Origin of the sequence: Pseudomonas sp. DWRC2-2, from assembly GCF_049897885.1 — a bacterium.
GTDB classification, from domain to species: Bacteria; Pseudomonadota; Gammaproteobacteria; order Pseudomonadales; family Pseudomonadaceae; genus Aquipseudomonas; species Aquipseudomonas azotoformans_A.
Genome location: NZ_JAFCXD010000003.1, coordinates 491,657 through 512,510 on the forward strand (window position 1 = coordinate 491,657; position 20,854 = coordinate 512,510).

16 protein-coding genes and 1 pseudogene are annotated in these 20,854 nt (G+C 60.5%); 13 read left to right on the plus strand and 4 right to left on the minus strand.

The features are described from left to right. Positions 1-6 precede the first annotated feature (6 nt). The 10 genes and pseudogenes from tssE (at position 7) to ACP7EW_RS17665 (ending at position 15,935) form a co-directional block, all read left to right on the plus strand. Positions 7-522 carry a type VI secretion system baseplate subunit TssE gene (gene tssE / locus ACP7EW_RS17620; protein WP_005792513.1) on the plus strand — a complete coding sequence of 172 codons (516 nt, stop codon included), beginning with the start codon at positions 7-9 and terminating at the stop codon, positions 520-522. Continuing rightward, positions 519-2,378, plus strand: a complete 1,860-nt coding sequence (gene tssF, locus ACP7EW_RS17625) for a type VI secretion system baseplate subunit TssF (RefSeq protein WP_177005025.1) — start codon at positions 519-521, stop codon at positions 2,376-2,378. The genes tssE and tssF overlap by 4 nt, the downstream gene beginning before the upstream one ends. After that, positions 2,342-3,385: a type VI secretion system baseplate subunit TssG gene (tssG, locus tag ACP7EW_RS17630; protein ID WP_426218593.1), complete on the plus strand. Its 1,044-nt coding sequence runs from the start codon at positions 2,342-2,344 to the stop codon at positions 3,383-3,385. Before tssF ends, tssG begins: the two co-directional genes overlap by 37 nt. Then, positions 3,378-6,041 (plus strand): type VI secretion system ATPase TssH, encoded by a 2,664-nt coding sequence (gene tssH / locus ACP7EW_RS17635; RefSeq protein ID WP_426218596.1) that lies wholly within the window; start codon positions 3,378-3,380, stop codon positions 6,039-6,041. The genes tssG and tssH overlap by 8 nt, the downstream gene beginning before the upstream one ends. Before the next feature lie 3 nt (positions 6,042-6,044). Then, on the plus strand, positions 6,045-7,985 hold the full coding sequence (locus ACP7EW_RS17640) for a type VI secretion system Vgr family protein (RefSeq protein ID WP_133075585.1): 1,941 nt from the start codon (positions 6,045-6,047) through the stop codon (positions 7,983-7,985). A gap of 15 nt (positions 7,986-8,000) precedes the next feature. Then, positions 8,001-8,435, plus strand: coding sequence for a DcrB-related protein (locus ACP7EW_RS17645; RefSeq protein WP_010207557.1), 435 nt, complete (start codon positions 8,001-8,003; stop codon positions 8,433-8,435). 12 nt (positions 8,436-8,447) lie between these two features. Then, a complete protein-coding gene (locus tag ACP7EW_RS17650; protein WP_426218599.1) occupies positions 8,448-12,815 on the plus strand; it encodes an RHS repeat-associated core domain-containing protein in 4,368 nt (1,455 codons plus the stop codon). An 8-nt stretch (positions 12,816-12,823) separates the two neighbouring features. After that, positions 12,824-13,693, plus strand: coding sequence for a tetratricopeptide repeat protein (locus ACP7EW_RS17655; RefSeq protein WP_426218601.1), 870 nt, complete (start codon positions 12,824-12,826; stop codon positions 13,691-13,693). Between the two features lie 98 nt (positions 13,694-13,791). Then, positions 13,792-15,352, plus strand: a pseudogene (locus ACP7EW_RS17660) (RHS repeat domain-containing protein); the annotation flags it as partial. 13 nt (positions 15,353-15,365) lie between these two features. Then, positions 15,366-15,935, plus strand: a complete 570-nt coding sequence (locus ACP7EW_RS17665) for a hypothetical protein (RefSeq protein ID WP_426218603.1) — start codon at positions 15,366-15,368, stop codon at positions 15,933-15,935. A gap of 169 nt (positions 15,936-16,104) precedes the next feature. Here ACP7EW_RS17665 and ACP7EW_RS17670 read toward each other — a convergent pair whose 3' ends face one another. The 3 genes from ACP7EW_RS17670 to ACP7EW_RS17680 all read right to left on the minus strand — a co-directional run bounded on the left by ACP7EW_RS17670 (position 16,105) and on the right by ACP7EW_RS17680 (position 17,925). After that, on the minus strand, positions 16,105-16,380 hold the full coding sequence (locus ACP7EW_RS17670) for an HU family DNA-binding protein (protein WP_003176958.1): 276 nt from the start codon (positions 16,378-16,380) through the stop codon (positions 16,105-16,107). 191 nt (positions 16,381-16,571) lie between these two features. Then, complete coding sequence (locus ACP7EW_RS17675; protein ID WP_426218605.1) at positions 16,572-17,720, minus strand: NAD(P)/FAD-dependent oxidoreductase; 1,149 nt, start codon at positions 17,718-17,720, stop codon at positions 16,572-16,574. 37 nt (positions 17,721-17,757) lie between these two features. Beyond that, positions 17,758-17,925, minus strand: a complete 168-nt coding sequence (locus tag ACP7EW_RS17680; RefSeq protein ID WP_015886569.1) for a rubredoxin — start codon at positions 17,923-17,925, stop codon at positions 17,758-17,760. Between the two features lie 194 nt (positions 17,926-18,119). On the opposite strand from ACP7EW_RS17680, the gene ACP7EW_RS17685 reads away from it, so the two are divergent. Both ACP7EW_RS17685 and ubiA read left to right on the plus strand, forming a co-directional pair. Continuing rightward, a complete protein-coding gene (locus ACP7EW_RS17685) occupies positions 18,120-18,683 on the plus strand; it encodes a chorismate--pyruvate lyase family protein (protein WP_426218607.1) in 564 nt (187 codons plus the stop codon). Further along, a complete protein-coding gene (gene ubiA / locus ACP7EW_RS17690; protein WP_016978626.1) occupies positions 18,683-19,573 on the plus strand; it encodes a 4-hydroxybenzoate octaprenyltransferase in 891 nt (296 codons plus the stop codon). Before ACP7EW_RS17685 ends, ubiA begins: the two co-directional genes overlap by 1 nt. A 32-nt stretch (positions 19,574-19,605) precedes the next feature. Here the strand turns inward: ubiA and ACP7EW_RS17695 are convergent, their stop codons facing one another. After that, the gene (locus ACP7EW_RS17695; protein ID WP_038845531.1) at positions 19,606-19,986 is read right to left on the minus strand and encodes a COG4315 family predicted lipoprotein; all 381 of its coding nucleotides are present in this window, start codon (positions 19,984-19,986) and stop codon (positions 19,606-19,608) included. 155 nt (positions 19,987-20,141) lie between these two features. Between ACP7EW_RS17695 and phoB the strand changes: the two genes are divergently transcribed. Then, positions 20,142-20,831 (plus strand): phosphate regulon transcriptional regulator PhoB, encoded by a 690-nt coding sequence (phoB, locus tag ACP7EW_RS17700; protein ID WP_003176964.1) that lies wholly within the window; start codon positions 20,142-20,144, stop codon positions 20,829-20,831. Positions 20,832-20,854: the final 23 nt, after the last annotated feature.

Consider the following 20,854-nt stretch of genomic DNA (forward strand, 5'->3'; position numbering starts at 1 on the left):
GCTTTGGTGGTCACTGAAATCGCTTCCCGCGACCGTCTGCAACCGTCCCTGCTGGACCGGCTGACTGACGACGATCCAACCAATCCCAAGGAAAGCGCCGACAAACGCGTGCTGTCCCTGACCCAATTGAAAGCCTCGGTGCTGCGTGACTTGGCGTGGCTGCTCAACACCACGTCGTTGCTCGATGCCGATGCCACGTTGCACACCCCGGCCGGTACTTCGGTGGTCAACTACGGCCTGCCGGCGCTGGCGGGCAACAGTGTTTCCAGTGTGGATATCAAAGCCCTGGAGGCCTTGATCTACCAGGCTATCGCCACCTTTGAACCGCGCATTCTGCGCCACACCCTGCGCGTCAAAGCCCGCGTCGGCCACGGCGAGATGAACCATAACGCGCTGAGTTTCGAGATCGAAGGCGACCTGTGGGCACAGCCCGTGCCGTTGCGCCTGCTGCTACAAACCGACCTCGACCTGGAATCCGGCCACGTGCGTGTAGTGAATGCAGACCAGCGGAGACGCCCATGAACCCGCGCCTGCTAGAGCTGTACAACCAGGAACTGCACCACGTGCGCGAAAGCGCCGCCGAGTTCGCCAAGGAATACCCGAAGATCGCCAGTCGGCTGACCCTGTCCGGTATGGACTGCGCCGACCCGTACGTCGAACGTTTGCTCGAAGGCTTTGCCTACCTCACGGCCCGCGTGCAGCTCAAGCTCGACGCCGAGTACCCGACCTTCACCCACAACCTGCTGGAAATCGCCTACCCGCATTACCTGGCACCCACGCCGTCGATGACCGTGGTGCAATTGCAGACCGACCCGGATGAAGGTTCGCTGGCCAGTGGTTTCCCCCTGCCCCGCGACACCGTATTGCGCGCTGCGCTGGGCCGCGAAACCCAGACCTGCTGCGAGTACCGCACCGCGCACCCGGTGACGCTGTGGCCGTTGCAGGTGAGCAATGCCGAATACTTCGGCAACCCTGCCGCCGTGTTGGGGCGCCTGGCCGCCAGTGAGCCGAAAGCCAAGGCCGGCCTGCGCCTGACCCTGCGCACCGGCGCCGAATTACCGTTCAACAGCCTCGACCTGGATAACCTGCCGCTCTATCTCAGCGGTGCCGACGAGCAACCGTTCCGCCTCTACGAGCAACTGCTGGGCAACGCCTGCGCGGTGTTTGCACGCAAGCCGGGTGGCGATTGGGTCGAGCGCCTGCCGCAGGATGCACTGCGCTCCCGTGGTTTTGACGATGCCGACGCCGCCATGCCGGTGGTCGCACGCGCATTCCAGGGCTATCGCCTGTTGCAGGAATACTTCGCCCTGCCCCACCGTTACCTGTTCGTCGAGTTCGCTGAGCTGAGCCGTGCGGTCAAGCGTTGCGACGGCCAGGAGCTGGAGCTGATCGTGTTGTTCGACCGTCATGAGCCCAGCCTGGAAGGCAGCGTCGGCGCGGCGCAGTTCCTGCCGTTCTGCACGCCGGCAATCAACCTGTTCCCCAAGCGCGTCGACCGTATCCACTTGTCCGACCGGGTCAACGAACACCATGTGATCGCCGACCGCACACGGCCGATGGATTTCGAGATTCACTCGTTGAGCGGCATCACCGGCCACGGTACCGGGCCGGAGCAACCGTTTTTGCCGTTCTATGCGGTGCGTGATCCGTCGCGCTACGGCCGCGACCAGGCGTATTACACGGTGCGCCGCGAGCCCCGCGTGCTGTCCAGCGACCAGCGCCGCAACGGCCCACGCTCCACCTATGTGGGCAGCGAGACCTTTGTCAGCCTGGTGGACAGCCGCCAAGCGCCCTACGGCCATGACCTGCGCCAACTCGGCGTGACGGCGCTGTGCACCAACCGCGACTTGCCCCTGTTCATGAGCATCGGCAACGGCAAGACCGACTTCACCCTGGCCGACAGCGCCCCGGTGCTGTCCGTGCGTTGCGTGGCCGGCCCGAGCCGTCCGCGCGCCAGCCATGCCCATGACGCCAAGGCCTGGCGTTTGATCAGCCAGCTCTCGCTGAACTACCTGTCCCTGAGCGAACAGGGCCAGGGCGCGGCAGCTTTGCGCGAACTGCTGCGCCTGTACGGCGACAGCAACGACGCCGCCCTGCAATTGCAGATCGAAGGCCTGCGCGAGGTCAGCAGCAAAGCGGTAACCCGACGCTTGCCGATGCCCGGCCCGATCGTGTTTGGCCGTGGCCTGGAAATCACCTTGGAATTCGATGAAAACGCGTTTCGCGGCACCGGCGTGTTCCTGCTCGGTGCGGTGCTGGAGCGCTTCCTGGCACGCTACGTGTCGATCAACAGTTTTACCGAGACGGTGATCCGTACCACCGAACGCGGCGAGATCATGCGATGGAAAGCCAAGCCCGGACGGCGTCCGACCCTGTGAACACACTGGATGCGATGCATCAGGAGCCCTGGGAATATGATTTCTTCCAGGCGCTGCGGCGTATCGAGTGCGAATCGCCGGAGCTACCGCGCCTGGGCCATTCCCTGCGCCTGGCGGATGACCCGCTGCGCCTGGGGCAACAGGCTGATTGCACCTTTGCGCCGGCCACCCTGGCCTCGGTCGATCCCGGTGGCGAGGGCAAGCCGGCGCGGCTAGAGCAATTCTTCTTCGGCCTCGGTGGCCCCAACGGCCCGCTGCCGCTGCACATCACCGAATACGTGCGCGAGCGTCAGCGCAACAATGCCGACAGCACCAGCAAACAGTTCCTGGATGTGTTCCACCATCGCCTGCTCAGCCTGTTTTACCGGGCCTGGGCCGAGGCGCGGCCGACGGTCAGCCACGACCGCCCGGACGATGATTACTGGTCCGCGCGCCTCGCTGCGTTGAGTGGACGGGGCATGCCGAGCCTGCTGAATCAGGGGCTCATCCCGGACACCGCGAAGCTGCATTACAGCGGCCATCTGTCGGCGCAAACCCGCTATCCAGATGGTTTGAAAGCCATTCTCGGCGAGTACTTCGGCCTGCCGGTGGAGATTGAAGAATACGTCGGCCAATGGCTGGAGTTGCCCGAGCGCAGCCGCGTCAGCGTGAGCGCCAACCGCCTGGGCGTGGACTTTTGCCTGGGCAGTTTCGTGTGGGACCGCCAGCACAAATTCCGCATCCGCCTGGGCCCGCTCACGCTGGATGACTACATGGGCATGCTGCCTGGCCACCCGCCGTTCAACGAGTTGGTGGCGTGGGTGGCCGAGTACCTGGGCCATGAACTGGACTGGGACCTCAACCTGGTTTTGCAACAACCCGAAGTGCCGGCGCTGCAACTCAATGGCCAGTTCCGCCTGGGCTTCAACACCTGGCTCGGCAAGCCCGAGCATGACGCCAACGACCTAATCCTGGCCCGGCATTACGCCGATCACGCCACCACCTCAAGGAATCCAGAGCATGGGTGAAATCAGTCGCGCCGCACTGTTCGGCAAACTCAACAGCGTGGCCTACAAGGCCATCGAAGCCGCCACCGTGTTCTGCAAACTGCGGGGCAACCCGTATGTGGAACTGGCCCACTGGTTTCATCAGTTGCTGCAACTGCAGGACTCGGACCTGCACCGCATCATCCGCCAGTTCAACCTGGAACCGGCACGCGTGGCCCGTGACCTCACCGAGGCCCTGGACCGCCTGCCGCGCGGCTCGACCTCGATCACCGACCTGTCGTCCCATGTGGAGGAAGCGGTGGAGCGCGGCTGGGTGTATGGCAGCCTGATGTTCGGCGAAAGCCAGGTGCGCACCGGTTACCTGGTGCTGGGCATTCTGAAAACGCCGAGCCTGCGCCATGCGCTGCTGGGCTTGTCTGCCGAGTTCGACAAGATCAAGCCCGAAGCCTTGAGCGAGCGCTTTGACGAGTACGTCGGCGATTCGCCGGAAAACGCCTTGAGCGCCAGCGATGGTTTCAATGCCGGTGCCGTGCCCGGTGAAGCCAGCGGTGCCATGGCGCCGAGCGCGATGGGCAAGCAGGAAGCCCTCAAGCGCTTCACGGTCGACCTGACCGAACAGGCCCGCAGCGGCAAGCTCGACCCGATTGTTGGCCGTGACGAAGAGATCCGCCAACTGGTCGACATCCTTATGCGTCGTCGCCAGAACAACCCGATCCTCACCGGTGAAGCCGGGGTGGGCAAGACCGCCGTGGTCGAAGGTTTCGCCCTGCGCATCGTCGCCGGTGACGTGCCGCCAGCCCTGAAAGACGTGGAACTGCGCAGCCTCGACGTGGGCCTGCTGCAAGCCGGCGCGAGCATGAAAGGCGAGTTCGAACAGCGCCTGCGCCAGGTCATCGAAGACGTGCAGGCCTCGCCCAAGCCGATCATCCTGTTTATCGACGAAGCGCATACGCTGGTAGGTGCCGGTGGCGCCGCCGGGACTGGCGACGCCGCTAACTTGCTCAAACCTGCATTGGCCCGTGGCACTTTGCGTACCGTGGCCGCGACCACCTGGGCCGAGTACAAAAAGCACATTGAGAAAGACCCGGCCCTGACCCGCCGTTTCCAGGTGGTGCAGGTGGCCGAGCCGTCGGAAGACAAAGCGTTGCTGATGATGCGTGGCGTGGCGTCGACCATGGAGAAACACCACCAGGTGCAGATCCTCGACGAAGCGCTGGAAGCCTCGGTGAAGCTGTCCCACCGCTACATCCCGGCGCGCCAACTGCCGGACAAATCCGTGAGCCTGTTGGACACAGCCTGCGCCCGCGTCGCCATCAGCCTGCACGCAGTGCCGGCCGAAGTGGACGACAGCCGTCGTCGCATCGAGGCGCTGGAAACCGAGCTGCAAATCATCGCCCGCGAGCATGCCATCGGCATTGCGATTGGTGCGCGCCAAACCAACACCGAGGCGCTATTGAGCGCTGAGCGTGAGCGTCTGGCGACTTTGGAAAGCCGATGGGCCGAAGAGAAAGCCCTGGTGGATGAACTGCTCGCCACCCGTGCAACCTTGCGCGAAAAAGCCGGTATGGTGGACAGTGGCAACGATGAGTTGCGCGCTCAACTGGTCGACCTGCAACAACGCCTGAGCGCCCTGCAAGGCGAAACGCCGCTGATCCTGCCGACCGTGGATTACCAGGCCGTGGCCTCGGTAGTCGCTGACTGGACCGGCATTCCGGTCGGTCGTATGGCGCGCAATGAATTGGAAACGGTACTCAACCTCGACCAGCACCTGAAAAAACGCATCATCGGCCAGGACCACGCCTTGCAGATGATCGCCAAGCGCATTCAGACCTCCCGCGCCGGCCTCGACAACCCGAGCAAGCCGATTGGCGTGTTCATGCTGGCCGGCACTTCCGGCGTGGGCAAGACCGAAACCGCCCTGGCCCTGGCCGAAGCCATGTACGGCGGTGAGCAGAACGTCATCACCATCAACATGAGCGAGTTCCAGGAAGCCCACACGGTGTCGACCCTCAAAGGCGCGCCACCCGGCTATATCGGCTATGGCGAAGGCGGCGTGCTGACCGAAGCGGTGCGGCGCAAACCCTACAGCGTGGTGCTGCTGGACGAGGTGGAAAAAGCCCACCCGGACGTGCATGAGATCTTCTTCCAGGTGTTCGACAAGGGGGTGATGGAAGATGGCGAAGGCCGGGTGATCGACTTCAAGAACACCCTGATCCTGCTGACCACCAACGCCGGCACCGAGCTGATTTCCCACCTCTGCAAAGACCAGGCGAATGTGCCGGAGCCGGAAGAAATCGCCAAGGCCCTGCGCCAGCCGCTGCTGGAAATCTTCCCGCCCGCGTTGCTGGGCCGTCTGGTGACCATTCCGTACTACCCGCTGAGCGACGAGATGCTCAAGGCGATCACCCGCCTGCAACTGGGCCGCATCAAGAAGCGCGTAGAGACCACCCACAAGGTGGCGTTCGATTACGACGACGCGGTGGTCGACCTGATCGTATCGCGCTGCACCGAGACCGAAAGCGGCGGACGCATGATCGATACCATTCTGACCAACAGCCTACTGCCGGACATGAGCCGTGAGTTCCTCACGCGCATGCTCGAAGGCAAGGCGCTGGCGGGTGTGCGGATCAGCAGCCGGGATAATGAATTGCACTACGACTTCAGCGACGCGGCCTAAACGATGCTATTCAACCAAGCCTCACGCCTGGCCAAAATCACCAGCCCCCTCGGGCCGGATGTGCTGCTGCTCAATGAAATGGGCGGCGGCGAGGAGCTGGGCAGGCTGTTCAATTACGAGCTGCAACTGACGTCGCTGGACGCCAACATCGATCTCAACCAGTTACTCGGCAAACCCATGAGCGTGGGCCTGCAACTGGCGGACGGTGGCGAGCGGCACTTCCACGGTATCGTCGCGCGGTGCAGCCAGAATATCGACCAGGGCCAGTTCGCCAGTTACCAGGTGACGCTGCGCCCGTGGTTTTGGTTGCTCAGCCGCACGTCGGACTGCCGGATTTTCCAGAACCTGAGCATCCCGCAGATCATCAAGCAGGTGTTCCGCGACCTGGGTTTTTCCGACTTCGAAGACGCCCTTAGCCGGCCCTACCGCGAGTGGGAATACTGCGTGCAGTACCGCGAGACCAGCTTTGATTTCGTCAGCCGCTTGATGGAGCAGGAAGGCATCTACTACTTCTTCCGCCATGAGCAAGACCGCCATGTGCTGGTGTTAGCCGACGCCTACGGCGCCCACACCACGGTGCCGGGCTATGCGTCGATCCCGTACTACCCCAAGGACGAGCAGCAGCGCGAACGCGATCATATGCACAACTGGCACCTGGCGCATGAAGTGCAGCCGGGTTCGCTGGAGCTCAACGACTACGATTTCCAGCGCCCCAGCGCCAGCATCGACGTGCGCTCGGCCATGCCGCGCCCGCACACCGCCGGCGACTATCCGCTGTACGACTACCCCGGCACCTACGTGCAAAGCGAAGACGGCGAGCACTACGCGCGCACTCGCATCGAAGCGCTGCAAACCCTGCATGAACAGATCGAGTTCAGCGGCAATGCTCGCGGCCTGGGCTCGGGGCATTTATTCAGCCTGACCGGCTTCAGTCGCCAGGACCAGAACCGTGAATACCTGATCGTCGGCTGTCGCTACTACATCGTCCAGGAAAGTCTGGAAAGCGGCGGTGGGTCGGGTTCGGCACAGTTCGAAAGCAGCCTCACCTGCATCGACGCCCAGCAGAGCTTCCGCCCATTGGCCAACACCCACCGCCCCATTGTCAAAGGCCCGCAGACCGCGCTGGTGGTCGGCCCCAAAGGCGAGGAAATCTGGACCGACCAGTACGGCCGCGTGAAGGTGCACTTCTACTGGGACCGTCACGACCAATCCAACGAGAACAGCTCATGCTGGATTCGCGTGTCGCAATCCTGGGCCGGCAAGAACTGGGGCTCGATGCAGATCCCACGGATCGGCCAGGAAGTGATCGTGAGCTTTTTGGAAGGTGACCCGGACCGGCCGATCATCACCGGGCGAGTCTACAACGCCGAACAGACGGTGCCTTACGACCTGCCGGAAAACGCGACCCAGAGCGGCATGAAAAGCCGTTCGAGCAAGGGCGGCACACCGGCCAACTTCAATGAAATCCGCATGGAGGACAAGAAGGGATTGGAGCAGTTGTACATCCATGCCGAGCGCAATCAGGACATCGTGGTCGAGGTGGATGAGAGCCATTCGGTGGGGCATGACCGCAACAAGAGCATTGGCCATAACGAGACGGTGACCATCGGCAACAACCGCCTGCGCATCGTCAAGCAGGAAGACATCCTCTCGGTGGGCCAGAGGAAGACCGACAGCATCAGCCAGAGCTATGTCATCGAAGTCGGTGAAAACCTGCGCCTGGTCTGCGGCGAAAGCATCCTGGAGTTGAACGCCAGCGGGCAGATCAACCTCACGGGCGTGCAAATCAGCTTCTATGCCAGCGGCGATGCCGAGTTCAACACCGGCGGCGTGCTGCACCTGAACAACGGCGGCGGCCCCGGCGCGACACCGGACGGCCAGGGCCAGAAAGCCGCCATCGACGCCAATATCAAAGCCGCGTTCCCCGCGCCTAAAAGCTCCTGACGAGACCTGTTTGCCATGACGTACCGGATCAACGAATTCCAGTTTCAACTGCCGGCCAGCGAGCTGCAGGACGCAACGATCAATATCCTCAAGTTTCCTGAATTGGGCACCTCCCTGATCGTCAGCCGCAGCCTGCTCGCCGAGGGTGAAACCCTGCACAGCAACTTCAATGACCAACTCCAGCGCCTGGAAAAACAGGTGCAGGACCTGCGTTATCAGCCGGGAGTGGACGTGCGCCTGGGCGCGGCTCAAGAAGTGGAAGGCATCGAGCTGCGCAGCCAGTTCAACAAGGGCAATGACAAGGTGTTCCAGTACCAGCTGGCGCTGGTGCTGCCGGGTACGCGCAAGATGCTCGCGTTGAGTTATGTGAAGGCAGACAAGCTCGGGGACGCCGAGGCGGCGCACTGGGCGTTGATCAAAAACTCGCTGTCGTTCGACGCTATTTCTTGATGAGCGGCCTGCATGTCTGACGCGTTATGGGCCGCCCGGATGGGCGATGCGCTCTCGCACACTTCGATGATGGCGGACATCCTTGGCGGCGTGCTGGAGGTAGCGGCCAATATCGCGATCACCGCCGTGGCGACCGCTGCCGTGGTTGCCGCCACCGGGATAACCGTCGCGACTGGCGGGCTTGGCTGCTTCCTGCTGGGTGCCGTGGTGGGCACGATTGTCGGCCTGGCCATGAGCAAGACCGGGGCGGACAAGGGCCTGACGAATTTATGCGATACCTTCGCCAACGCACTGTTCCCGCCCACGGTACAGGCCAATATTCTCACAGGCTCTACAGACACTCTGACCAATTCCATCCCGGCTGCCCGCGCCGCTGGGGCGATCAGCTCCCATGTCGCGCCAGCCGGCACCGAGCTGGAAGAACCCACGCCTGAAGCAGAACCCAGCTACCTGGACATGGCCGAGAGTTTCTTCTCGCAGATGTGGCGTCCCACGGTCGCGACGCCCGCGCCTGGCGCCGTACCCAAGCCGCTGGACTTGGTGGTGTGCATGAAGCACCCGCCTATGCCGCCGCAGTTCCTGGCCGAGGGCTCGGATAAGGTCACGATCAACGGCCAGCCGGCCGTGCGCAGCGGTGATCGCAGCACCTGCGACGCAACAGTGGTGTCGTCCGGCCTGATTTCCTCCAACGTGACCATTGGCGGCGGCTCGGTGGTCGTGCGTGAGATCCGCAGTGGCAAGACGCCGGGCGTGGGGCTGGCGGTCACGGCGCTGTTGATGCTCAAGGGTGGCAAGGGCAAGTTCTTCAGCAAGTTGCCGTGCATGCTGATCGGCGGGGCTACGTCGATGGCCGTCAGCAGCGCGATGGGGGCCGTGGCGAACGCAGCGATGGGCTCGTCGAACCCGGTGCATGCGGCCACAGGCGCGAAGGTGCTGGGCGATGCCGAGGAGCTGGATTTCGTACTGCCCGGCATCTTGACGATCGACTGGCAGCGCTTCTACAACAGCCGCGATGAGCGCTCGGGCGCAATGTTCGGCGCAGGCTGGAGCGTGCCCTATGAAGTGTGCGTCGAGATCCTGCCCCATCCAGAAGGCGGTGAAACGCTGATTTATACCGACGAGCAAGGTCGGCGTATCGACATGGGCTCGATTCCCTTGGGCGGCGCGGTGTTCAGCGCCGGTGAAGGGCTTGCGGTGCGGCGTCACCTCAATGGGCAGTTGCTGATCGAGAGCGATGACGGCCTGTATCGCTTGCTTGAACCCTCCGCCAACCCGTCGCTGCTGCGCCTGACTCAATTGGGCAACCGAAACGACAACCGCATCTATATCGATTATGACGAAGTCGGGCACATGGTGCGGCTACGGGACACATTCGATCTGGTGCAGGTTGAGTTGATCCGTGATCAGGGCCAGTTAGCGCGCATCGAACGTCTATACCCCGACCAGCGCCGAGAAGTGCTCGTCAGCTACGGCTTCGACACAGCGGGGAACCTGGCCGAAGTACGTGATGCAACGGGCCAGGTTCAGCGTCGTTTTGCCTACGACAGTGGTCGCAGGATGGTGGAGCACCAACTGCCCACCGGGCTTCGTTGCTTCTACGAATGGTCTTTGGTTGAAGGTTTGGAATGGCGCGTGGTCCGGCACTGGACCGATGAGGGCGACGCTTACCAGTTCGACTATGACCTACAAGCCGGTATCACGCGGATTACCGACGGCTTGCAGCGTGTCAGCACCCGTCACTGGAACACCCAGCACCAGATCATTCGGTACAGCGACAACCTCGACCACACCTGGCTGTTCGACTGGAACGACGAGCGCCAGTTGCTCAGCGCCACCGACCCTCAGGGCGGGCGCTTTGAGTACAGCTACGATGAGGCCGGCAACCTGATCGGCGAAACCGACCCGCTGGGTCGCAGCGATTCGACTTTATGGCTGGAGCATTGGGCGCTGCCACTGGTGGAGACCGATGCCGCCGACAACAGCTGGCACTATCGCTATGACTCACGCGGCAACTGCATCGCCGAAACCGATCCGCTGGGCTATATCACCCGTTACCGCTACGACGACCACGGCCAGGTCGTGGAAATCATCGACGCCACCGGCAAAAGCAAAAAACTGCGCTGGAACCCTTTCGGGAAATTGGCCGAGCACATCGACTGCTCGGGTTACCCCACCCGGTTCAGCTACGACGAGCGCGGCTATCTGCAGGTCATCACCGATGCCCTGGGTGAGCGTACCCAATTCAGCTATGACGCCCAGGGGCGTTTGCTCACCACCCAATTGCCAGACGGCCGTACCGAGCACTATCAGCGTGATGTCAGCGGTCAGCTGGTGGGTTACACCGACCCAGCCGGACACACCACGCTCTATCAACACAACCGCCGTGGCCAAGTCCGCCAACGCACCGACGCCCATGGGCGGCAGGTGCAGTTCGGCTATGACAGTTATGGACGGCTGCAAGCGCTGATCAACGAGAACGGCGAGCGTTATCGTTTTGCGTGGGATGCCGGCGACCGTCTGGTTGAACAGCAAGACCTTGACGGCAGCGCCAAGCACTACCGCTATGACCCGCTGGACAACATCGCGGCGGTGACTGCCGTGCCGGCGCCTTACGGAAATGGCCTGGCCCTGGTGCCCGAAACGCCGCCCGCGCCTATCGTCCATCGATTGGAACGCGATGCGGTGGGCCGGCTGATTGCCAAGACCACCGACGATGGCCGCACCGACTTCAGCTACGACGCAGTGGACCAGCTCACGGCGGTTACCTTCACCGATTCGCAGGGCAACGCCCAAGCCCTGGGTTTTGCCTACGACGCCCTCGGCCAACTGCTTTGCGAGCAGAGTTCGGCGGGTAACCTGCAACACCACTACGACGAACTCGGCAACCTGATCCAGACCCAACTGCCGGACGGCCGCTGGCTCAACCGCCTGTATTACGGCAGCGGCCACCTGCACCAGATCAACCTCGACGGCCAGGTCATCAGCGACTTCGAACGCGACCGCCTGCACCGCGAAGTACTGCGTACCCAGGGTCAGCTCAGCACCCGCAGCGAATACGATCGCAGTGGCCGCCTACGTTCGCGCCAACGCCGCTTGGCAAGTCAGCCATCGTTGATGCCGGCGACCGCGCAAAAGCAGTTCGAATACGATCCCGCCGACAACCTGATCGGCAAACTCGACCAACAACCCGCCGCGCAACACCGCCAACTGCTGCACTACGACGCCACCGGCCGCATCATCGCCAGCCAGGACAGCCTGCACGGCCAGCGCGAAACCTTCGCCTACGACGCCGCCGCCAACCTGCTCGACGGCCCGCAGGCGGGTGCCGGGCTGGTGGTGCATAACAAGCTGCTGACCTATCAGGACAAGCGTTATCGCTACGATGCGTTTGGGCGGATGATCGAAAAACGCAGCGCGAAACGGGGTGTGCAGCGGTTTGCCTACGATGCTGAAAGTCGATTGGTTGAAGTGCGTAACGATGACGGCAGCGTCGTGCGAATGACCTACGACCCGCTGGGCCGACGCATCGAAAAAACCGAGCATGGCAGTGACGGGTATCCGCTGGGAGAAACGCAGTTTGTGTGGGATGGACTGCGGTTGTTGCAGGAGCATAAACACAGCCAGACCAGCCTCTATGTTTACGACGATGACGGCTACGAACCGCTGGCCCGCGTCGACGGCTTTGGCCCGTTGCAGAGGATTCGCTACTACCACAACGATCTAAATGGGTTGCCGGAACAACTGACCGAGGCCGATGGGCACAGCGTCTGGCAGGCAACGTATCGGGTGTGGGGCAATACGCTGGAGGAAGTGCGCGAGCCTTATTACATTGAAGAGCAGAACCTGCGGTTCCAGGGGCAGTATCTGGATCGGGAGACGGGGCTGCATTTCAATACGTTCAGGTTTTATGATCCGGATATCGGACGCTTCACGACTCCCGATCCGATTGGGTTGGATGGAGAGCTCAACCTCTACCAATACGCACCAAATCCGATTGCATGGATAGACCCATGGGGGTGGAAAACCTGCGGCGCTGCAAACGGAAACTCCAAACAAAATAACAAGATGAACCACGTCTACGTTATTCGTAATAAAACGACTGGCCAAGTATATAAGTACGGTATCAGCGGTGGGAAAATTTCAAAAGCCGGAAAGTCTTATCGAGCCCAGTCTCAAGTACGCTGGCTCAACAGGAAAGGCTCTGATAAGTACGAGTCCGCCATAATCAGAAAAAATGTCACAAGGTCTAAGGCTCTCAAAGTAGAACAGGGTAGAGTCAATGGCTATTCAGTGGCCGCTCAGAGAGCCGGTCAAACTCCTTCGTTTCCAAAAGTCGGGATTAACCCAGTGGGCAATTCACTGCCAAACGCGACGAGATAGAGATTCTAATGAGCAAATATCTAACAACACTGGAAATCGTGCCCTCCACGGAAAGCCTACAGGCTCACCGCGTTCGAGAGGCCGCGGTACTTTACATTTATCTGCTTACCACCAAGTGCAAGCTGCTTACCGGTGGAATTGCCAAAGTGATTCTCCAGCAAGCGCCCGTGGAAGCAGAGCAAACACACACAAATGTTTGCTCCTACGCTCATCCGTTCAAGCGCTTGCAGAGCCTTCCAGCGGGGGCCACAGACGCCACTATCCGCGAGTGCTTAATCGACGACATCAATGAATCGCTCATATCACTGGCGACGCTCAAGGGTTGGGATACCGATCCAATACATAAGCTTCACGCAGAAATCGTCAAACGTGAGTATCAGTTTTCAGGTACGTCAGGACGCCCACTGAAAAACCCGTCTAACACGCTCACCGCGTCGGCAGCCTGGAACACGGACCAGTACATCAATATAGGCGTGCTGGTCCAACGCTCCAAAGACACCCCTCACGAGTTTTTCACTGCTACACGCATCGGCATCTCCCTCGGACTTTTCGAGTCCCTGTTAGGCCCAGTTGAATGGGTCAACGAAAAAACTGTCCGTCTCTATCAGACAAACAAACGTGACTACTGGGAAATTGATACAAGCTCTCGAGAAGTGATATTCCACTATCCTAGAGCCGAGTCCAATGACGCTCATGGTCAGTTTGATTTGGCAAAAATGTACATTGATGGATGGATAGTCGAACAAGACTTTGAACAAGCCCGACTGTGGCTGGAGCGTGCTGCCGCTCAAGGCTTCTCGCGGGCGGTCAAGCTTTTGCAACGTATGCTTAACGGTGATGAAAACCTGGCTGATCCTGTTATGAATAGCAAGAAATAGCAAAAAGATGAGCGTTCCAGCAAGTTTGTGAAGCTACTCAACAAGGAAGTCAGCCCGTTGTTGGGCGCGGGAAATTACGAGCGCTTTTTTGACTATTTTACGGCAATGGCCTGGCGCTGGTGCCCGAAATGCCACCCGCGCCTATCGTGCATCGACTCGAACGTGATGCGGTTGGCCGGCTGGTAGCCAAAACCACGGACGATGGCCACACCGAGTACCGCTACGACGAACTCGCCAACCTGATCCAAACCCAACTGCCGGACGGCCGCTGGCTCAACCGCCTGTATTACGGCAGCGGCCATCTGCACCAGATCAACCTCGATGGTCAGGTCATCAGCGATTTCGAACGCGACCGCCTGCACCGCGAAGTACTACGTACCCAGGGTCAGCTCAGCACCCGCAGCGAATACGACCGCAGTGGCCGCCTGCGTTCGCGCCAACGCCGCTTGGCAAGTCAGCCATCGTTGATGCCGGCGGCCGCGCAAAAACAGTTCGAATACGACCCCGCCGACAACCTGATCGGCAAACTCGACCAACAACCCGCCGCGCAGCACCGCCAACCTGCTGGACGGCCCGCAGGCGGGTGCCGGGTTGGTGGTGCATAACAAGTTGCTGACCTATCAGGACAAGCGTTATCGCTACGATGCGTTTGGGCGGATGATCGAAAAACGCAGCGCCAAACGGGGCGTGCAGCGGTTTGCCTACGATGCTGAAAGCCGCTTGATTGAAGTGCGTAACGATGACGGCAGCGTCGTGCGAATGACCTACGACCCGCTGGGCCGACGCATCGAAAAAACCGAGCATGGCAGTGACGGGTATCCGCTGGGAGAAACGCAGTTTGTGTGGGATGGACTGCGGTTGTTGCAGGAGCATAAACACAGCCAGACCAGCCTCTATGTTTACGACGATGACGGCTACGAACCGCTGGCCCGCGTCGACGGCTTTGGCCCGTTGCAGAGGATTCGCTACTACCACAACGATCTAAATGGGTTGCCGGAACAACTGACCGAGGCCGATGGGCACAGCGTCTGGCAGGCAACGTATCGGGTGTGGGGCAATACGCTGGAGGAAGTGCGCGAGCCTTATTACATTGAAGAGCAGAACCTGCGGTTCCAGGGGCAGTACCTGGATCGGGAGACGGGGCTGCATTTCAATACGTTCAGGTTTTATGATCCGGATGTGGGGCGGTTTACTACGCCGGATCCGATTGGGTTGCTGGGTGGCCTGAACCTCTACTCGTACGGTGCAAACCCTATTACCTGGCTGGATCCACTAGGCTGGACCCCAACGCCCCTAAACAAACCTGGTTTCTATGTTTACGGGCTCTACGCCCCCGGTGCTAAAACGCCTTACTACATCGGTCACACCGAGCAGGATCCTGCGGCGCGTGAAAGTCAGCACGACAGGTCCACGCGGCTTGGAAAAGGAGAGCTGCGTGTGTTGAAAGGTCAGGACGGCAAGATGACTTACTCTCAAGCCAAAGGTTACGAACAGGCCTACCGAGAGAAATACAAAACAAAAGGCAAATTCCCCGGCAACGTCATCGAACCCATCAATAAAAGCCGCACTGATGCACGGGGCAAAAGTCACTATAAAAACTACAGGGCTGCGGCCAAAGCGCTGGGCATCAAGCCGAGCAAAATCAAATCTTGTACCTAAAAGAGGCTGCTGTATGAAAACCCTCAAGGCACCCAAGCCGGGTGATCTTTTCTACATCCCAGCCCTCAACGCTTCAGATGAGCCTGGCTTTGTGATTGCACGCTATATCGAGATGACTCCTCCTGCGTTGGGACATCTGATTGAGGTTTTTGAGAAATTCTATACACAAATCCCAACCTCGATCAGCGAGGTGGACACCTCAAAACGTTTGTTTCGACCGATTTTCTGCAGCATGCGTTTTTCAGATCTCCCTCGCTGGAAGATTCTTTTCAGTGACTCGAACTACATAAAATCGACCTCTGGTTACGACAGAATTCAATTCGCGTTTGAGTCAGAAATCTGGACCGGCGGCGTAAGCAAGCCCGCATCTGAGGAACAGTTGGTAAATATTGAACCCTCAATTTGCTGGCGTATGCATCACATAATTTTCAGAGTAATTGCCCATCTGCGTGGAGCGCTAACAGAGGACGAGGTCATGGACTATGAGCACACACCCGACGACTTACGCATTGATAGCGTTACCGCTTCAGAGCGAGTAAACAAGGCAGTTCTGCATACGCAAGAACTGTTTGACTCCAAATAAGAAATAGACCGCTTACTCAACGATAAAAGCGATGGCGATAAAGGGGGCGGATCTATTTAATCGTTTTGGAACTCAACGTTTTCCCACACCCAACAAAAAATGGGCACCCGACCCCGTCGGCGTGCCCATTTTTCCCTACCACCCCGCCCCCTTCGAGACGGTAACGCTCTTACGCGTTGACAGTGTCTTTCAGCGATTTTCCTGGCTTGAACGCAACAGTATTGCTGGCCTTGATTTTCACCGGCTCACCGGTCTGTGGGTTTTTGCCGGTGCGGGCGCCGCGATGGCGTTGCAGGAAGGTGCCGAAGCCAACCAGGGTGACGCTGTCCTTGCGGTGCAGGGCGCCGGTGATTTCTTCGAGAACGGCGTTGAGGACGCGGTTGGCCTGTTCTTTGGTGAGATCCGCTTTTTCAGCGATGGCGGCTGCGAGTTCTGGTTTACGCATAAGTGAAGCCTCTTTGACGGTTTTTTGTTGTTATGTCCATGCTGCTCTCTTCTGGAGCAGCGCCCAAAGCGCCGCAGGCTCTACTCTGCGGCAGACGGGAGTGAGGATGGCATGCCCTCGCACGCTCCGCCAGTCTTGCGGCGACCTTTCTAGGGTGAAAAACGCGGTTATTCCGACAGAACGACCGGTATTTACGCCAGTAACGGCGGAAGTTCTTTATTGAGGGCGAGTTTTTCCATCACGGCGCTGCCGGTCAGGGCGTAGCCCAGCAGGCGGCCGCTGGCGTCGCGGCACAAGGCCTTGATGTCGGCACCCTCGCCCTCAACGCTCCACACGCCTTCGGTGCCCCGTGGCGGTGGCGAGACCACCAGCGGGCAGACCGGCGTCTTGACGGTCACCGGCATCGGGCCGTAGCTGACCGCCGTGGCGTTGCCGGCCAGGGTCTGGGCCAGCGCGCGGGCGCAGTTCATCAGCGGCATCACGTACAGCAGGTTCAGGCCGTCGACCTCGGCGCAATCGCCCAGGGCATAGATGTTGGCGTGGGAGGTCTTGAGGTGACGGTCCACCATGATCCCGCGATTGGTCTGCAGGCCGGCGGCGGCGGCCAGGTCCACACGCGGGCGCAGGCCGATGGCCGAGACCACCAGGTCGCAGGCGATGACTTCACCGTCCGACAGGTGGGCTTCCAGGCCGTCAGCGGTGCGCTGCAGGCGATTGAGTACTGGGCCAAGATGGAAGCGCGCGCCGAGGCTTTGCAGTCCGGCCTGTACCGCTGCGGCCGCGGCCGGGTGCAGCAGGGTCGGCATGACTTGCTCGCACGGTGCCACCAGGTCGATTTCATAACCGCCCAGGATCAGGTCGTTGGCGAATTCGCAGCCGATCAAGCCCGCGCCAAGCAGCAATACGCGGCGCTTGCCGGCAGCGGCGGCACGGAAGCGAGCGTAATCTTCGAGGTCATTGATGGGGAAAATCAGCTCAGCCGCATCACCTTCCACCGGTACACGCACGGTTTCGGCGCCCCAGGCCAGGATCAGGTCGCGGTAAGCCACCGCTTCCTCACCGATCCACAAGCGCTTGTGGCCAGGGTCGATGCCGCTGACACGGGTATGGGTGCGCACTTCGGCCTTGAGTTGCTCGGCCATGGCGCCAGGTTCAGCCATGCTCAGGCCATCGGCTTCCTTGTTCTTGCCAAAACCGGTGGAGAGCATGGGCTTGGAGTAGGAACGCCCGTCATCGGCGGTGATCAGCAACAACGGGGTCTCGCTGTCGAGCTTGCGAAACTCTCGGGCCACGTTGTAACCGGCCAATCCTGTGCCGATGATCACGACAGGTGCGTTCATTCCTTTCTCCTTGTAGTACTTATCTGAAAACCAAAAATCAGCCGATTTCGATCATTTCGAAATCCATTTTGCCCACGCCGCAGTCCGGGCACAGCCAGTCTTCCGGGACGTCTTCCCAACGGGTGCCAGGCAGAATTCCGTCATCCGGCCAGCCGTCTTTCTCGTCATAGATCAGGCCACAGACTACACATTGCCACTTCTTCATCACTTGCTTCCTCAGGGTCAGGCATCTTGGCCGACGGTCGATAGACCCGCGTTGCCGTGCGGCTCAGGGCGTTTTGTACTGATCGGGGCCGGCAGATGCAAGCACGATCGACGCAAACAGCCGGTTCGGTCCGGCAAAAACCAGAGGCGTCATGGTAAGCTCGCCGCCTCTTTTGCTGCCAATACTGACTCACCGTGCCGCACTCAATCGACCCTCCCGATGCTTGCCAATGGCTGATCCAGAGCCTTCTGCACCCTGCGCCCGCGCCCTTGACGCTCAATTGGCTGTTCAACGAAGACTCGCTGACACGGCGGCTGACGTGGCTGTCCAACGACGGGTTCAGCGTGACGCCGCTGTTCGAGGGCTGGCAGCCGTTGCGAGACGATGAATGCGTCGCCCTGGCATTGCCACCGGCCAGTATCGGCTGGGTGCGCGAGGTGTATTTGCGCGGGCATGGCCAGCCTTGGGTGTTCGCGCGCAGTGTGGCGGCACGCAGCGCCTTGCAGGGCGACGGCTTGCATATGGATGAGTTGGGCAGCCGCTCACTGGGCGAATTGCTGTTCTGCGACCAGGCATTCACGCGCCAGGCCATCGAAGTGTGCCATTACCCACAACACTGGCTGCCTGCGGCGGATCAGGCCGACGGCCTATGGGCGCGCCGTTCACGATTTGATCGCGGACCGCTGAGCGTGTTGGTCGCGGAGGTCTTTCTGCCCAGCTTCTGGCACGCGCTGCACGCCCATCCGGAGAACTGCTGATGTATCAACGTCTGCTCAAATCCCTGAACCACTTGAACCCGAGAGCCTGGGATTTCATCCAACTGACCCGCATGGACAAGCCCATCGGCATCTACCTGCTGCTGTGGCCAACGCTGTGGGCGCTGTGGATCGCCGGCAAGGGCTCGCCGTCCCTGCTCAATATCGTGATTTTTGTACTGGGTGTGGTGCTGACCCGCGCCGGTGGCTGCGTGATCAATGACTGGGCCGACCGCAAGGTCGATGGCCATGTGAAGCGCACCGAGCAGCGCCCGCTGGTGAGCGGCAAGATCAGTTCGAAAGAGGCGCTGGTGTTTTTTGCGGTGCTGATGGGCATCAGTTTCCTGCTGGTGCTGCTGACCAACGCCACCACCATCCTGCTGTCCCTCGGCGGCCTGGCCCTGGCGGCGAGCTACCCGTTCATGAAGCGCTACACCTACTACCCGCAGGTGGTGCTGGGGGCGGCGTTTTCCTGGGGCATGCCGATGGCGTTCACCGCCGAGACCGGCAGCCTGCCCGCCACCGCGTGGCTGCTGTATATCGCCAACCTGTTGTGGACGGTGGGCTACGACACCTATTACGCGATGACCGACCGCGATGACGACTTGAAGATCGGCGTTAAATCCACGGCCATCCTGTTCGGTGAAGCTGATCGCGTGATCATTCTGACCTTGCAGGGGCTGTCGCTGGCGTGCCTGTTGCTGGCCGGAGCCCGATTTGAGCTGGGTGGATGGTTCCACCTGGGGTTGCTGGCGGCGGCAGGCTGTTTTGCCTGGGAGTTCTGGTACACGCGGGACAAGGATCGGATGAAGTGCTTCAAGGCGTTCTTGCACAACCACTGGGCGGGGTTGGCGATATTTGTCGGGATTGTGGCGGATTACGCATTTCGATGAGGGGCCAGGCCCCTCACCGTTAGGGGTATGCATCAAGGTTTGGCGACTTTCCAGGCCCCGTCCATTTTGCCCTCACCGGTCATGTCGCCCGCCTTCTTGTCCATGATGAAGGTATAGAGCGGCTTCCCGCTGTAAGCCCATTGGCTTTTCTGATCGTCACGGGTGATGACGGTCCATTTCCCCATGGGCTTATCGGTGGATTCGGCCATCAATGGGGGCCAATTGGTAGCACACTTGTCGTTGCACATGGACTTGCCATCGGCGTCCTTGGCAAAGGTGTATAGCGTCATGCCCTTGTGATCGACCAACATCCCGTCTTTCGTCATCGCGGGTTCCGCCGCGAATGCCAGGGTCGGCAGCGTCAACGCCGCCGTTACCAGCAGGGCTTTCCAGGAAATCGTGCTGTAAGTCATCGGAACCTTCCTTTTGTGGTTGTCAGGATTCGGACCCAAAGCGTAGTCCAGAGAGGCGGGAATTGCCTGAGCGACTAAATTACTGTCACACGACTGCAATAATTCCGTTATCTAATGCGGCGCAAGACAGTTAAATGACAAGAGGATTTTTGAGCATGGTTGGCAGGAGCATTCTGATTGTTGACGACGAAGCGCCCATCCGCGAGATGATCGCCGTTGCGTTGGAAATGGCCGGCTACGACTGCCTGGAGGCCGAGAACTCCCAGCAGGCCCATGCCATTATCGTCGACCGCAAGCCGGACCTGATCCTGCTGGACTGGATGCTGCCCGGCACCTCCGGCATCGAACTGGCCCGCCGTCTCAAGCGTGACGAGCTGACCGGGGACATCCCGATCATCATGCTCACCGCCAAGGGCGAAGAGGACAACAAGATCCAGGGCCTGGAAGTCGGCGCCGATGACTACATCACCAAGCCGTTTTCCCCACGCGAGTTGGTAGCGCGTCTGAAAGCCGTGCTGCGCCGTGCCGGCCCGACCGATGGTGAAGCGCCCATCGAAGTCGGCGGCCTGCTGCTGGACCCGATCAGCCACCGCGTGACCATCGACGGCAAGCCAGCCGAGATGGGCCCGACCGAATATCGCCTGCTGCAATTCTTCATGACCCATCAGGAGCGCGCCTACACCCGCGGCCAACTGCTGGACCAGGTGTGGGGCGGCAACGTGTATGTGGAAGAGCGCACCGTGGACGTGCATATCCGCCGCCTGCGCAAAGCCTTGGGCGATGCCTACGAGAATCTGGTACAAACCGTGCGCGGCACCGGTTATCGATTTTCCACCAAGGGCTGAGCCTGACTTAACAGCTGACAAGG

Bases quoted from the DNA above. Each gene is read 5' to 3' on its own strand.
- ACP7EW_RS17655 (WP_426218601.1), top strand. From the start codon at position 12,824: ATGAGCAAATATCTAACAACACTGGAAATCGTGCCCTCCACGGAAAGC.
- ACP7EW_RS17670 (WP_003176958.1), bottom strand. From the start codon at position 16,380: ATGCGTAAACCAGAACTCGCAGCCGCCATCGCTGAAAAAGCGGATCTC.
- tssH (WP_426218596.1), top strand. From the start codon at position 3,378: ATGGGTGAAATCAGTCGCGCCGCACTGTTCGGCAAACTCAACAGCGTG.
- ACP7EW_RS17645 (WP_010207557.1), top strand. From the start codon at position 8,001: ATGACGTACCGGATCAACGAATTCCAGTTTCAACTGCCGGCCAGCGAG.
- ACP7EW_RS17640 (WP_133075585.1), top strand. From the start codon at position 6,045: ATGCTATTCAACCAAGCCTCACGCCTGGCCAAAATCACCAGCCCCCTC.
- ACP7EW_RS17665 (WP_426218603.1), top strand. From the start codon at position 15,366: ATGAAAACCCTCAAGGCACCCAAGCCGGGTGATCTTTTCTACATCCCA.
- ACP7EW_RS17680 (WP_015886569.1), bottom strand. From the start codon at position 17,925: ATGAAGAAGTGGCAATGTGTAGTCTGTGGCCTGATCTATGACGAGAAA.
- tssG (WP_426218593.1), top strand. From the start codon at position 2,342: ATGGAAAGCCAAGCCCGGACGGCGTCCGACCCTGTGAACACACTGGAT.
- phoB (WP_003176964.1), top strand. From the start codon at position 20,142: ATGGTTGGCAGGAGCATTCTGATTGTTGACGACGAAGCGCCCATCCGC.
- tssF (WP_177005025.1), top strand. From the start codon at position 519: ATGAACCCGCGCCTGCTAGAGCTGTACAACCAGGAACTGCACCACGTG.
- ACP7EW_RS17650 (WP_426218599.1), top strand. From the start codon at position 8,448: ATGTCTGACGCGTTATGGGCCGCCCGGATGGGCGATGCGCTCTCGCAC.
- ACP7EW_RS17675 (WP_426218605.1), bottom strand. From the start codon at position 17,720: ATGAACGCACCTGTCGTGATCATCGGCACAGGATTGGCCGGTTACAAC.
- ubiA (WP_016978626.1), top strand. From the start codon at position 18,683: ATGTATCAACGTCTGCTCAAATCCCTGAACCACTTGAACCCGAGAGCC.
- ACP7EW_RS17695 (WP_038845531.1), bottom strand. From the start codon at position 19,986: ATGACTTACAGCACGATTTCCTGGAAAGCCCTGCTGGTAACGGCGGCG.